11 protein-coding genes are annotated in these 13,544 nt (G+C 62.0%); 7 read left to right on the top strand and 4 right to left on the bottom strand.

The annotated features are described in order from the left end of the window. Nucleotides 1–1,577 (top strand): cellulose binding domain-containing protein (locus ACXJKO_RS15300; protein WP_457091944.1); only part of this gene is annotated, 1,577 nt, incomplete at its 5' end. 199 nt (nt 1,578–1,776) lie between these two features. Here the strand turns inward: ACXJKO_RS15300 and ACXJKO_RS15295 are convergent. The 4 genes from ACXJKO_RS15295 to aqpZ form a co-directional block, all read right to left on the bottom strand. Next, nucleotides 1,777–2,583, bottom strand: a complete 807-nt coding sequence (locus tag ACXJKO_RS15295; protein ID WP_457091948.1) for a transporter — start codon at nt 2,581–2,583, stop codon at nt 1,777–1,779. A 240-nt stretch (nt 2,584–2,823) separates the two neighbouring features. Beyond that, nucleotides 2,824–3,720, bottom strand: a complete 897-nt coding sequence (locus ACXJKO_RS15290) for a hypothetical protein (protein WP_457091943.1) — start codon at nt 3,718–3,720, stop codon at nt 2,824–2,826. Nucleotides 3,721–3,842: 122 nt separating this feature from the next. Next, the gene (locus ACXJKO_RS15285; protein ID WP_457091947.1) at nt 3,843–5,252 is read right to left on the bottom strand and encodes a DUF1254 domain-containing protein; all 1,410 of its coding nucleotides are present in this window, start codon (nt 5,250–5,252) and stop codon (nt 3,843–3,845) included. 79 nt (nt 5,253–5,331) lie between these two features. After that, a complete protein-coding gene (aqpZ, locus tag ACXJKO_RS15280) occupies nt 5,332–6,084 on the bottom strand; it encodes an aquaporin Z (RefSeq protein WP_457091942.1) in 753 nt (250 codons plus the stop codon). Between the two features lie 398 nt (nt 6,085–6,482). Here aqpZ and ACXJKO_RS15275 point away from each other — a divergent pair, with 398 nt between their 5' ends. The 6 genes from ACXJKO_RS15275 to ACXJKO_RS15250 all read left to right on the top strand — a co-directional run bounded on the left by ACXJKO_RS15275 (nt 6,483) and on the right by ACXJKO_RS15250 (nt 13,407). Beyond that, complete coding sequence (locus ACXJKO_RS15275) at nt 6,483–8,228, top strand: sensor histidine kinase (RefSeq protein ID WP_457091941.1); 1,746 nt, start codon at nt 6,483–6,485, stop codon at nt 8,226–8,228. Between the two features lie 137 nt (nt 8,229–8,365). After that, nucleotides 8,366–8,995: a response regulator gene (locus ACXJKO_RS15270; protein WP_457091940.1), complete on the top strand. Its 630-nt coding sequence runs from the start codon at nt 8,366–8,368 to the stop codon at nt 8,993–8,995. Between the two features lie 38 nt (nt 8,996–9,033). Beyond that, nucleotides 9,034–11,196, top strand: coding sequence for a mechanosensitive ion channel domain-containing protein (locus ACXJKO_RS15265; protein WP_457091939.1), 2,163 nt, complete (start codon nt 9,034–9,036; stop codon nt 11,194–11,196). A gap of 33 nt (nt 11,197–11,229) precedes the next feature. Next, nucleotides 11,230–11,700: a hypothetical protein gene (locus tag ACXJKO_RS15260; RefSeq protein WP_457091938.1), complete on the top strand. Its 471-nt coding sequence runs from the start codon at nt 11,230–11,232 to the stop codon at nt 11,698–11,700. Beyond that, entirely contained in the window at nt 11,693–12,928 is a 1,236-nt protein-coding gene (locus ACXJKO_RS15255) for an HlyD family secretion protein (protein WP_457091937.1), read from the top strand. The genes ACXJKO_RS15260 and ACXJKO_RS15255 overlap by 8 nt, the downstream gene beginning before the upstream one ends. 125 nt (nt 12,929–13,053) lie before the next feature. Further along, nucleotides 13,054–13,407, top strand: a complete 354-nt coding sequence (locus tag ACXJKO_RS15250; RefSeq protein ID WP_457091936.1) for a hypothetical protein — start codon at nt 13,054–13,056, stop codon at nt 13,405–13,407. Nucleotides 13,408–13,544 lie beyond the last annotated feature (137 nt).

Genomic DNA, 13,544 nt, shown 5'->3' with positions numbered 1-13,544 from the left:
CAACGGAGATCATCGGCGCCACCTTCGTGACCGGTGTTACGAACCGCATCGGAACCCCGTCCCATGACAAGATCGCTCTGATCCTCGGCAGCGGCGATGCCATCGTCATCAACGACTTCGGCGGCTTGCGGGATAGCACCCGTGAGGCATTCGTCTTCGCGGACGGCAAGAAGCTGTCGATGAAGGATGTCCTCGCCTTGGTTGAGGAGAAGCCGGTCACGACCGATCTCCCGACGGCATGGAGCAGCGTGCCCGGCGCCGGCCGCGGCATCTCGGTCCGCGCGAACAGCTCGCTTGACCTGTACGGCAGCAATGACGGCGAGACCCTGATCGGGCGTGGCGGCGACGACCGCCTCTACGGCAACGAGGGCTTCAACCAGCTCAACGGAAACGACGGACGCGACGAGCTTTACGGCGGCAACGTCAGCGACGTCATTGTCGGCGGCAACGATGACGACTTGGGCTACGGCCAAAGCGGCGATGACACTATCGTCGGCGGTGCGGGCTCCGACAAGCTCTATGGCGGTGGCGGTCGCGACATCATCTATGGTGACACCGACGGCTCCGGCGACGGCTCCAACATCTCGAACCAAGGTTTCGATTTCAAATTCGGCCTGGAACTCGAGAGCAAGTACCGCGACCTGTTCCAGTCGGCGGAGCCTGTCGACGGCATCAAAGTGACTCCCAGTGCGCTCGTGATCACACCCGGGAAGAATTGGTGGGGTGGCTTCGAGGTCACGCTGACGGTCAAAGCCGATGCGAGCCTCGCGGGTTGGAGCTTGTTCCTCAACAGCGCATACGAAATCACGTCGATCTGGGGCGCCGAACTCTCGAAGGTTCAGGACGCAAGCACCAGCGACGTGTACGAATTGAAGAATGCCCCCTGGAACGGCAGCCTCGCGAAGGGGCAGACGACGACGATCGGCTTCACGGTGCGCACGCCCTTCGACCTCGTCGTCGACGACCATGAATTGCTCCTGACTGGCCTCAAGATAGGCCAGACCGCCGCCCTGGATATGGGTGTGGCGGGTGCCGTAAGCGTGATGAACGCGAAGCTCAGCGCCATGAACGAGGTGACAGTTGCCGAGAGCTATACGCTCACCGGCAGCAACCAGAAGGCAGTCGCCATCAGCGGCAACAAGGCCATCGACCTCGTCGGCAACAAGCTCAGCAACGTCATCATCGGCAACGATGGAGCGAACGAGATCACCGGTGGAGGCGGAAAAGACACGCTGACGGGCAAGGGCGGCAAGGATACCTTCATCTTCGATACAAAAGCGTCCAAGTCGAACGTCGACAAGGTGACGGACTTCAACGTGAATGATGATTATTTCCAGCTCGACAATGCCGTGTTCAAGAAGCTCGGCAAAGGCACGGAGCTGAAACCCGGCAAGCTGAACAAGGACTTCTTCACGATCGGCACCAAGGCCAAGGACCAGAACGACTACATCATCTACAACAAGGCGAAGGGCGTCCTTTTGTACGATGCGGACGGTTCTGGGAGCGGCAAGGCGGTAGAATTCGCCACCCTGTCCAAGAATCTCAAGATGACCAGCTCGGACTTACTCGTCATCTAAACGGCCGTGTGATGATGGAGGTCCCTTAGGACGAGCCGATCAGGCTCGGCCCAAGGGATAAGCCGTGGGCGTGTGGGATCGTGCGCCACGCCCACGGCATGGCAGCCACTACACAGTTATGCTGGCGACCCAGGCTGATACACCTATTGATGCTGTCGACCCTGCCGTACAGGGAACATATCATTGATGCGTTCTCAGACTACTTCGGGAAGAGGAGCGTCACGCCAGCCCGCAGTCCGAATCCCTTCGGCCCTGATTCCGGCGAGACAACGTAATACCGCGCGCCGACGAAGAGACTGATTGGTTGCCGGTTCACCTTGATGAGCTTGGCGACGATCCCGTTGATCGGCACGGTCACCTTGTCGTTGGCCCAGTCAAAGGTGGACTCGCTGTTGAGCGTGAAGGTCCATGCGTCGGCGGTCGTGTACGAGATGAACGGTTGCAGGAACGTCGCGTTGACGTTGCCTGCCTGGCTGCGGGTAGCCCCGCCGACAGACCAGACTTGATTGGCGAGGGCGCCGACCGTCCATGGACCGGTCTGCTTGAGCACGACGGCCGTCGGCCCGGCGCCCCACCGGCCATCCCCAAGCAGGTCGTCCGTCGCGGTCGGTAGGCGGAGGACCGGGCCGAGGCCCCAGATGATGCCGCCAGACCCTGGCGATTGCGGGGATAGGAACAGGCTCTGCGTCGTGTCGGACAAGCCGAATTGATGGCCCGCGCCGGGCGCGAGATCCCATTGCGAGATGATCGGCAGGATCGTCCGCGAGATGAGGTTCCATTCGGGATTGAGGGTGATGGGAACCACCGGCTGAATGTTCAGCGTCGCGCGACCGCCATCGTCTCCCGGACCGATCCTGCCATCGTAGTTGAACTGGAACGGCACGCTAATCAGGTTGGCAACGGGATTGCTGAGCTTCTTGGCAAGATCCGCATCCTGCGCAGCGGCCGGGGTGAAGCAGGCTGCAAGAAGGAGAATGCCAGCCCGTATACTGCGACTAAGGCGCATCACGTGAACTCCCTTCTGAACTGCCTTAGGACATCTGATCATGCATGGCCCGACACGACCAGAATCGCACGCCGTATCCGCGTCTGTTGAGCCACTGGATCTGTTATGTGACGTTAAACTGAACACGCCCCTGGCTACCCGACCAGCTCAATGTCTCTGGGCTTCCGCTTTTGTCGAGCATTCCAACCATCCGTATGCCGCGACCATGGCAAGACACCGGCATGTGCAACCTGCCACTGATCAGAACCGTGCGCTGATGCCGAGCACCGGGCCGTGCTGCAGCATGTCGAACTCATAGCGCGTCCGGCCCTCGCCCTGGGCGTAATCGACCGAGAGAGCCCGGTAGCCGATCACGCCTGAGAAGGTGACGCTCTGGTAGGTGCCGAGTTCGAAGCCATAGCCGCCAATGGCCTGCCAGGAAAACTCGCTTCCGACACCAAAGCCGCCGATATCGCCGCGCAGGAAGAGTTCATGACCCGGCGCCACCGCATAGCGGATGCGCGCACCGATCACCGGGTCGAGCCAGTCGACGGAGCCGGACTTGGCGAACGCCCGGGAGCCGGCCACCTGAAGGTCGCCGACATCGATGGCGCCCGCGATATCGAACGAGAGATCGGCTTCCTGATACCAGTAACGGGCACCACCGAGGATATCGAAAGCCACCGGTCCCGAGCGCGCCACCTCGTAGGCCGCGCCGAATTCCGCAATGGCCATCTCGATATCCAGCTTGGTGGATGTCCCGATTGTCGCGGTCACGCCCGGCGCAGGGCTACGGGTTCGGACGTTGCTGTTCTCGGCGCCAATCTTGCTCCACACCACATCGGTGTAGAGAGCAAGCGCGCCGTAGCGGGCCTCGAAATCGCCCATGAGGGCTACTAGCGTGTCGCTCTTCTCGACAATGTCGATGAAGCTCGCATCGACTTTCACCGAACGCCCGCGCACGGTCTGCGTGCCGTCAAGGGCGGTGAGCCAGCCATAGGGTGTGAACCGGAAACTCCATGCCGGCGCTATCTGGCCGGGTGCATCGATGACCGGCGGCCCAAGCATCGGATCGGCGGCACGCGCCGCGAAACCGGATCCCGTCAGGATCGATGCCGCCAGTAACACGCTGGACAGCGAGGGCACACGATGGCTCATCGGACTACTCCGTCTCAGCATGCGTTGCGGAAGCATCTGAACCCAGTTCTCCGCCAAGGTCCAGCCGGATTTCTCCGGCTGGACCCGTGAGCTTCTGTGGAGCAGGCTTCTCTTTCCACACCTTACTGCGCTGCCAGGCCCGGCACGCCTGCCGCCCTGGTGACGGAAGGCGGGTTCCAGCGGCCGGTGAGCGCTTCCGACTTGGGCGCATAGAGCCGCATCGTGAGATTGAACGGCCCCTTCGGTGCGGGCAGCCAGTTCGCCTCGCGGTCCTTTCCGGGGCTCTCGTTCTGCACGTAGAGGGTCAGGGAGCCGTCGGGATCGCGCGCGAAAGGCATCCAGCTGCTGACGGCGAAGCGGTCGAGTGAGTTCGCAACCTGGAATCCCTCATTGTCGTAGAGCGTGACAGACCAGAACGCTTCGGCAGGCGGCAATGCGTTCGCCTCGAAATGCAGCGCATAACGGCCTGCTCCGTCGAGCGGCCTGCCTTCCTCGTCGCCGAGGCTAAGGGGATAGATCGCGTCCTCGGGCAGATTCGCGCCCAACCCCGCCTGCGCGACGATGGCGCGCTTGAGATAGTAATTGCCGTAGACACCCATCGTGTCCGTATTCATCGACCAATGGTTGGCGACGCGAGCCAAGGTCGGCATCTTCCATTCCATCAGACGCTGTGCGGCCTTGGGCGCGCCATCGATGCCCTTTCTGACGGCCGGGTCGAGTTTCGAGACGTCGAAATCCTTGCCGGCTTCGAAACCGATCCGCTTCAGGCGGGCAATGATGGGCTGGTCGGTTGCGTGCGGCGGGTGCAGCTTCAGAAGTTCAGCCGCATAGGCGAAGTACTTGTCGCCCGCCATCGTATCGACCTGCACCTTCGGCGGCGTCTTTACATCGACACTCGGGTCGATCTTGGCCTCGACCGGCTTCGGCGTCTTGCCCCACTCGGACAGTGGAGCGAGCTTGTAGCCGGCCTGGATCTTGTGAACCGCGTCGTAATCCGCAGGCCCGTCGGTCTTGGTCCGTCCTATGATCCAGACATAGGGAGTAGGAGCTTCGATAAGTGTAAAGCCGTCAGGGTTAGTGCCGCGCCAGCCGGGCGGAACGAGCAGGAAGTTGCCGGCCTGCGTGCCGGTGGTGCGCCATCCGGGCGATGCGAAGACATCGGTCCACATGTCGAGCATCGGCAGCAGGTAGTAGCGCCCGCCCGTGTCAGGCGCGGAGACAACCATCGGCTCCTTGGTCAGGTCGACCCATCCGCTGGAGTAGAGGGTATCGAAGTTGGGCCGCACCACCGCCTTCATGTCGGCGGAGGGAAAGGCCGGAATGTTGACGAAAGTGTTCATCGGCCCACCGATGCTGCCTGGCGCCGGCGGTGTGTTCGATAGCTGCTTTCGAGTCACATCCATCGTGATGAGAGGGTAGAAGTAGAGATACGCATCGGTTGCGATGGACCGCGCCTCGGCTTCGGTGATCGCCTGCGCACGCGCGGTTGTGGTGAGGCCGAAACTTGCCGCCGCCAGCCCGAATGCCAGCATGGTGCTTGCAGCAAGATGTAATCTTCGCTGCCCGATGGATTCCTGCTCATCGCTACGAACATGATTCATGATGTTCTCCTCATTCGGCAGGCGTGGCGGGCGCGATGCCCGTGACCTGCGCCGATGGTTCTTCGCTGAGCCAGCGATAGAGGAGCCCGCCGAGCGTTCCGCCGATCAGCGGCGCCAGCCAGAACAGCCAGAGCTGCGCCAAGGCCCAGCCGCCCGCGAACAGGGCGGGACCAGTGCTGCGCGCCGGGTTGACCGAGGTATTGGTGATCGGAATGCCGACGAGATGAATGAGCGTGAGCCCGAGCCCGATGGCGATGGGTGCGAAGCCCACCGGCGCCTTGCCGTGGGTTGCGCCCATGATGATGAAGAGGAACATCATGGTGAGCACCACCTCGGCGACGAAGCAGGAGATCAGGCTGTAATTGCCGGGCGAATGCGCACCGTAGCCATTGGCCGCGAAGCCTTTGGCCACGTCGAAACCGGGGGCGCCGGACGCAATGAGATAAAGCACGAAAGCCGCGATGATTGCGCCGAGCAGTTGCGACACGACATAGGGCGCAATATCCTGTTTCGGAAAGCGCCCACCTGCCGCAAGGCCCACGGTGACGGCCGGATTGAGATGGCAGCCCGAGATGTGGCCGATGGCATAGGCCATGGTGAGAACGCTCAGGCCGAAGGCGAGAGAAACACCGAGTAGTCCAATGCCGACATCCGGAAAAGCGGCGGCGATGACGGCGCTTCCGCAGCCAGCAAAGGTGAGCCAGAACGTGCCGATGGCTTCGGCGGCGCACTTGTGGACGCTTTGACTGTTGTGGAGATCCATAGGTCCCTCCTGCAATTATCCGCGCGGCGTGCGATTCTCTTTATTGCATCGCCGCTTTCTGCGGTTCGGGCGTCACGACAGCAGAGCCGGAAAGCGCTCTCGGCAAGCCTGTGAGATCGCCCGCATCGCAGTGTGGAAGGATTGTGCTTTCAGCCGAAGGCCAACGCTATCAGGGAAAATCCCCAAATCGTTGGGGATAGACCCTGATTGTAATTCACGTCCGAAAGTGGCTTCGAGGTCGCGTTTCCTACACCAAGACACCCGATTTGCACTGTCATAACAGAACTGAATCAGCTGTCGCTCGACAGCACCCGGTCTCAGGGTTTAACCTATGTTATACTTGAGCAGTTTGTGAGTATCGCGTCGCCCCACACGTGTGAGCGGGAGAGATCGCCGGTATGCATGACAGCGCTGCATCGACAACAGCTGCATCGTCTCCGGGTTTGCTGCCACATCTGCGCAGCCGCGTGGTGCTGACCTTCACGGCCTTCGTTCTCGCCACATGCTGCATCTTCGCATTCGTGCTGTTCTCGCGGGCGCTCGATGAGCGCCATGCCATTTTGCACAGGGCCACAGGCGCGGCATCGAACCTGTCCTTCGGTTTTGATCAGGAAGTATCCGCCGTCAACTACCTGCTGAAAGGCCTGTCGCAGTCGCCGGCACTTCTCTCCGGCGACAACAGGGCCTTCTATGACCAGCTCAAGGCCACTCCGATCCCCGAGGATTCCTGGCTCGTGCTGAACGATATGGAGCGGCAGGTGATCAACACCTTGCGTCCGCTCGGGAGCACGCTGCCGCGACACACCGAATTCGCCAATTATCAGGAGCAGATTGCTCGAATCCGGGACCGGCGATGGGCCGTCTCCGGCCGCATGTTCGGTTTGGTCAAAGGCACTGTCGTCGTGGCCTTGAGTCTCAGGCTCGATGACCCCAACGGTCGCATGCGCGGCTTTCTCACGACCGTCCTCTCGGACAAGCGGGTGGCCAGAATCCTGAGCGATCAGGAGGTACCGTACGGCTGGACCAAAGGTGTTTATGATCGCAAGCTTCTACCCATCGCGATGGAGCAGGATGGCCGGACTGCATCCGACATCCCGATTCCTACGGCATTGGCCAACCACTTGGCCAATGCCGGGCCGGACAGCACCATTGAGGGGATGACCGAAGCCGTCGACCAGCACGGGCTCCCCGTTCTCATCGCGTTCCGCCGCTCGGGGGCGACCAACTGGACGACAACGGTCGTTATGCCGCTTGCCGCTATCAATGCGCCCATCCGCAGCATGCTCTGGCAAATGGCAGGGCCCTTCGCCTTTCTTCTGTATGCGGGCAGCCTTACCGCTCTGTTCACGGCCCGTCAGGTCGAGCGGCCGATCCATGATCTGTCCAAGCTCGCCGATCATGCAACGAGCCGCGTCAGCGAGTTGTCCGAGCAGTTGCTCGCCCTCCAGGAGGAGGAGCGGCAGCGGATTGCCCGCGAGCTGCATGACTCGACAGCCCAGCACCTCGTGGCCGCCAATCTCAGTCTCGCAGGGTTGGAGGGAGCGGTTCCCCAGACACCCGCATCCCGCAAGGCTTTCGGGGATATCGAGGAGCAGTTGGACGAGGCGCTGCGGGAGCTGCGCATCTTCACCTACCTGCTGCATCCGCCGAATCTCGCGAAGGATGGGCTTCAGGCCACTTTGCGCGATTTCGCCGAAGGCTTCGCCGGCCGCACCGGTCTCGTTGCCAGGATCAGGATACCGGAGGAGGTGGATGAGATCCCGCCCGACCTCCAGCGCACGATCCTGCGCGTGGTGCAGGAGGCCCTGACTAACGTCCACCGCCATGCGAATGCCTCGCAGGTCTCCGTGGATGCCAGGATCGCCTCGGGACGGCTGATGGTGCGCATTCACGACAACGGGCGCGGCATGAAGCATCCGGGCCGTTCCGATGGACCCGTCCGACTCGGGGTGGGGATTGTGGGCATGCGCGCCCGCCTGGAGCAGTTCGGCGGCAACCTGCGGATTCGCACGGGTCCGGGCGGCACCTCCATCATGGCTGTCCTCCCGGTCTCGATTGCCGGGCGTGCTCTGTTCAAGGCAAGGCACCTGCTGAACCCCTTGCTCGTCCGCCCGGGTGTGGACGAGGGTAGGAGGGCTTCCTGAAAATTCAGGGTTTTCCGCAGAGGATTTCAGGGTTTCGCACGGATGAGGCGGCGCGTATCTCCATGTATCCTGTATCATGTCCTGTATCGGGAGCTCGTTCCCTGAAAACGCAGGATCAATGCAGGGAGGGCATCGCGATGCGCATCCTGATTGCTGACGATCACGACGTTGTCCGATCCGGCGTCCGGACGATCCTGGAGGCGAACGCGGGATGGGAGGTTGTCGGCGAGGCGAGGAACGGCAAGGAGGCCATCGATATGGCTCTCGCCAAGCGGCCCGATATCATCATCCTCGATTACGGCCTGCCGCTGGTGAACGGCGTCGAGGTAACCCGGCAGATACGAGGTCGCCTTCCTGGCGTAGAGGTTTTGATCTTCACCATGCATGACACCGACAGCCTCGTACGCGAGGTTTTGGAGGCGGGCGCGCGGGGCTTCCTGCTCAAGTCCGATGCAAGGCAATCCCTGATCTCGGCCGTGGAAAGCCTCTCGGTCCACAAACCCTTCTTTACGGGCAAGGTCTCGGAGACCCTGCTCGACACCTATCTGTCGAAGGGCGCGGCGAACGAATCGGCGCTGACATCCCGGGAGAAAGCGGTCGTGCAGCTCGTTGCCGAGGGCAAGACCAACAAGCAGATCGCGGACATCCTCAGTATCAGCACGAAAACCGTCGAGACGCACCGCGCCACCGCCATGAGCAAGCTCAAGCTCGATACGACGGCGGCCTTGATCCGTTACGCAATTCGCAACAAGCTGGTGGAGGCGTAAGGCCGAGGTCGTCTGTTGCAAAGGAAAGCAGTTCTGCAATGCCGGAGCGACTGAAGTACACCCCGTTGGCAGGTCTGATCTGCGGCCTGACGATGCTGCTCGGCACCGTGGCAGGCCTGCTGCCGGCCCATGCCCAGTCGGATACGCCTGCAAGTCCTCCTCCCGCTCAGGTTCAGCAATTGCTGCAGCTTATGCAGGACCCTGTCGTGCGCACATGGATGGAGGAGCAGCAGAAGGTTGCGCCCGCTCCTGCGCCGGGAACGCCGGGCATGGCTTCCGGCATGATGACGCAGCGCATCACGGGCCTTCAGGCACATCTTGCCGCGCTTGCCGCCGCCGTGCCGCGCCTGCCGGACGAATTCCGAAACGCAAGCCTTCGGCTTCTCGCCGAGCTTCAGGGCCGCCGCCTGGTTGCCGTGCTCATCCTCATCGGCGGGTTCCTGGCGCTGGGCGCGGGAACCGAATGGCTTTTCCGAAGGCTGACCGCCGCCTTCCGGCACCGGGCTTTGTCGCAGCCTGTCGAGACCGTGTGGGGACGACTGCGCATCCTTGCGGTGCGCCTCGCGTTCAATGTGCTCGGCGTCCTGATCTTCGCCGTGGGAAGCATCGGCGCCTTCCTCGCCTTCGACTGGCCGCCGCTTCTGCAACAGGTGGTGGTTGCCTATCTCGCCGCGGTGATATCGCTGCGGCTGGTGCTGGTGGCCGGGCGGTTTCTGCTCGCGCCCCATAGCGACACGGCGCACGAAATCGAGCGCTTTCGCCTGATCCCGATGAGCACCGATGCGGCGCGCTTCTGGCAGCGGCGCCTCGCCTTGTTCGTCGGGTGGTTCGCTTTCGGATGGGCGACGGTGGAGGTGCTCTGGCTCCTGGGCTTCTCGCGCGAGGCGCGGCAGGTCATGGCCTATGCCCTCGGCCTCGGTTTGCTGGCGATTGCTGTCCATACCGTCTGGACACGGCCCAGGCCTGATGTGGAGCCGGAGGCGCATGTGCGCAGAACGGACTCGCATGCGGTTCGGGCGGGCCTGCTGTCTCTCTCCTTCGTGTTGCTATGGGGGCTGTGGGTCGCGGGCCTCACGGGATTTTTCTGGCTCGGCGCCGTGGCCTTGCTGCTGCCATGGGCCATTGCAGTGATCGAGACGGCAAGCCGCCACGCCACGCGTCCGCCCGATGGTTCGATGGCCGGAGAAGTCGGCCTGATGTCGATTTACCTCAGTCGCGGACTGCGAGCGCTTCTGATCGTCGGGGCCGTGCTGCTGCTGGCCCACGTCTGGAACGTCGATCTCGTAGAGATGACAAGCCGCGACACGCTGATCACCCGTCTGGTGAGAGGCGCCCTGAGCAGCGTGGTCATCCTTCTCGTTGCGGATCTGGTCTGGCAGGTGGTGCGAACGCTGATCGACCACAGGCTCGCTCGGGCCGAAGCGGTCACGGCGGATAGCGGCGAGGCCGCCTCGCGCCGGGCGCGGCTGCGGACATTACTGCCGATTTTCCGCAACGTGCTCTTCGCCGTTCTGGCCGTCGTCGCCATACTGATGATGCTGTCCGCCCTAGGCGTGGAAATCGGTCCCCTGATCGCGGGCGCAGGCGTCGTCGGCGTTGCTATCGGCTTCGGCGCGCAGACGCTGGTGAAGGACGTCATCAGCGGGGTGTTCTATCTGCTCGACGATGCGTTCCGGGTCGGCGAGTACATTCAGAGCGGAAGCTACAAGGGCACAGTGGAGTCCTTCTCCCTGCGCTCGATCAAGCTGCGGCATCATCGCGGTCCGGTCTACACGGTGCCGTTCGGAGAACTTGGAGCGGTGCAGAACATGAGCCGCGACTGGGTGATCGACAAGTTCCAGATCAACGTCACCTACGACACCAATCTGGAAAAGGCGCGCAAGCTGATCAAGAAGATCGGGCAGGATATCGCGGAGGATCCTGAATTCGGTCCCCACATCATCGAACCGCTCAAGATGCAGGGCGTCGAGCAGTTCGGTGATTTCGCGATTCAGATCCGCATGAAGATGACCACGCTGCCCGGTGAGCAATTCACGATCCGCCGTAAGGCGCTTGCCCTCATCAAGCAGGCTTTCGACGAGAACGGAATCAAATTTGCCATGCCGACAGTGCAAGTGGCCGGAGGCGGGGAGGCGGGGCCCGCCATCGCCCATGAAGGGCTGCAACTCGTCAAGCCGGCGGGCGCTGCCGAGTCAGTATAAGGGTTCGGTGCTCGCTTTTTTAGGAGAAGCCATATGACCCCATCTCTCAACCCAGCGGCTCCCCATCTTCTGCCGGGTTTCATCACTGCACCCGGCGAGACCGATGTTTGGATGGTGATTATGGCCGTATTCCTGGTCATTGCTGTCCTGGCGATTGGCCTGCTGTTCCTGCGGCTGCACACCTTGCCCGAGCGGATGGCTCACAAGAGCCACAAGCTGCAATTTGAAATCGTCGCCGTGCTGGGCCTGCTGGCTCTCTTCACGCATATCCATGCTTTCTGGGTAGCCGGTCTGCTGCTCGCCTTGATCGACATTCCCGATTTCGGATGGCCGCTGCGCCGGATCGCAGGCTCGCTGGAGAAGATCGCAGGCATTCCTCCGGGCAAGGGCGCGGATAACGAGCCGGACAGAACCGTCGGCGAGGATGCGACTACCGAAGGATCTGCCGAATTGCCGGAGACTGTCACTCCCTCGCGGATGCCAAAGGAGCGGATCCATGCTTGAGCTCATTCTCTGCTCGCTGCTGACCATCCTGCCGGATTATCTCTACCGCCGCTATGCGCAAGGAAAACGCATCGGCCGTGAGATCACGCTCTTTTCGGTCTGGTTCGAGTTGCGGTGGGGCATCATTGCCTGCCTGATGCTCACGATCGGGCTGATCACGGTCATTTTCTACAATCATCCCTCGACCACGAATGCCACGGCACTATTCCGCACCGTTCCTATCCTGCCGGAAACCAACGGCCGGGTTGCGGAGATCTATGTCAAAGGTGTGAGCAGCTCGATCAAGCAGGGCGCGCCGATCTTCCGCCTCGATAGTTCGACGCAGCAGGCGGCCGCGGAGGCTGCGCGCCGCAAGATCGCCGAGTCAGAAGCCGCCATGGTGGTTGCAAAGACCGACATCGCGGCTGCCGAAGGAAATATTCAGGAAGCCAGGAGCGCCTATCAGCAGGCCGTGGACGAACTGGAAACCAAGCAGGAAATCTACCGCCGCAATCCGGGTGCCGTGGCGGTGCGGGATATCGAAAGATTGCAGGTTACCGTGCAGGGACGCCAGGGTACGATCGACGCCGCCAGTGCTGCGAAGCAGCAGGCGGAAGCCCGGCTCTCGACACTCCTTCCCGCCGAGAAGGCCAGCGCTGAAGCCGCTTTGGCCCAGGCGGAAGTGGAATTGCAGAAGACCGTGGTGCGCGCCGGTGTGGATGGGCAGGTGGAGCAGTTCACGCTGCGGGTCGGCGATGTCGTCAATCCGTTCATGCGTCCGGCGGGGATTTTGATTCCAGCCGACGCGGGACGCGGACGCTTGCAGGCGGGCTTCGGACAGATCGAGGCGCAGGTGATGAAAGCCGGTATGGTTGCCGAGGTCACGTGCGTCTCGAAGCCGTGGACGGTGATCCCGATGGTCGTGACGGGAGTGCAGGATTTCATCGCCGCCGGCCAGATCCGCAGCGGCGAACAGCTTTTCGATCCGCAGCAGGTGACGCGGCCGGGTACCATCCTCGTTTTCCTAGAGCCTCTCTATGAAGGCGGCCTCGACGGGGTGTCGCCGGGCAGTTCCTGCATCGCCAATGCCTATACCAGCAACCACGACCTGATCGCGTCGGGCAAGGTAGGTACATTCAGAGGGCTGGTTCTTCACGCTGTCGATGCAGTCGGCCTCGTGCATGCCATGATCCTGCGAATTCAGGCGCTGTTGCTGCCGATCCAGACCCTCATATTCAGTGGCCACTGAGGCACAACGCGCGCAACCGCGTTTCATTCGGGGAGAAACTGTCATCAAACTGTCATGGAAACTTCACTGTTTTTGCCGCCCTTAGCCTGCTAACGAGGCGGCATCCACATCCAAGAGAGTACTCAATGGCGAAGAAGTCCAAAGTCGACGGTGAAGAGCTTTCTCTCATCGCGAAAGCCATCCGTCGTGGTGAAAAGCTGGAACGGACGCTGTCGAAGCTCACACGTCTGAATGAGCCGCTGTCCCATGCCGAGACCTTCCTGAAGGCCGTGCAGAAGGGCCTGGAGACTCTTCGGAAGGAGCCCACTGCCTCCGAGAACGTGAGCAAGGCGCCGAAGAAAAAAGCCAAGGCCGTCGAGACGCCGACATCCGAAGAAGCTGCGCCCGCCCGGGCACCCGTGAAGCGCGTTCGCAAGCCCAAGAAGCCTGCGGACAAGATCCCGGATCTCGCTGCAACGGCAGACATGAAGACGAATTGATCGGCTCCCCCCACTGGATCGGGCACATCGTTCCGTGAGAACGGTCGCTTAAGAGGCAGCGCAAAGCCACAGCGCTGCGCTTCATCCACTCTGCATGTCGCGGATTACAGTGCATCCCCTCTCCCGGGCGGGAGAGG

It is taken from the genome of Microvirga sp. P5_D2, from assembly GCF_054049475.1.
Note: the sequence above shows the minus strand (reverse complement) of the source record. Positions and strands in the feature narration are given on the sequence as shown.

What these genes read in the sequence shown, in the direction of transcription:
- ACXJKO_RS15295 (WP_457091948.1), bottom strand. Translation starts at nt 2,583, where the DNA reads ATGCGCCTTAGTCGCAGTATACGGGCTGGCATTCTCCTTCTTGCAGCC.
- ACXJKO_RS15290 (WP_457091943.1), bottom strand. Translation starts at nt 3,720, where the DNA reads ATGAGCCATCGTGTGCCCTCGCTGTCCAGCGTGTTACTGGCGGCATCG.
- ACXJKO_RS15285 (WP_457091947.1), bottom strand. Translation starts at nt 5,252, where the DNA reads ATGCTGGCATTCGGGCTGGCGGCGGCAAGTTTCGGCCTCACCACAACC.
- aqpZ (WP_457091942.1), bottom strand. Translation starts at nt 6,084, where the DNA reads ATGGATCTCCACAACAGTCAAAGCGTCCACAAGTGCGCCGCCGAAGCC.
- ACXJKO_RS15275 (WP_457091941.1), top strand. Translation starts at nt 6,483, where the DNA reads ATGCATGACAGCGCTGCATCGACAACAGCTGCATCGTCTCCGGGTTTG.
- ACXJKO_RS15270 (WP_457091940.1), top strand. Translation starts at nt 8,366, where the DNA reads ATGCGCATCCTGATTGCTGACGATCACGACGTTGTCCGATCCGGCGTC.
- ACXJKO_RS15265 (WP_457091939.1), top strand. Translation starts at nt 9,034, where the DNA reads ATGCCGGAGCGACTGAAGTACACCCCGTTGGCAGGTCTGATCTGCGGC.
- ACXJKO_RS15260 (WP_457091938.1), top strand. Translation starts at nt 11,230, where the DNA reads ATGACCCCATCTCTCAACCCAGCGGCTCCCCATCTTCTGCCGGGTTTC.
- ACXJKO_RS15255 (WP_457091937.1), top strand. Translation starts at nt 11,693, where the DNA reads ATGCTTGAGCTCATTCTCTGCTCGCTGCTGACCATCCTGCCGGATTAT.
- ACXJKO_RS15250 (WP_457091936.1), top strand. Translation starts at nt 13,054, where the DNA reads ATGGCGAAGAAGTCCAAAGTCGACGGTGAAGAGCTTTCTCTCATCGCG.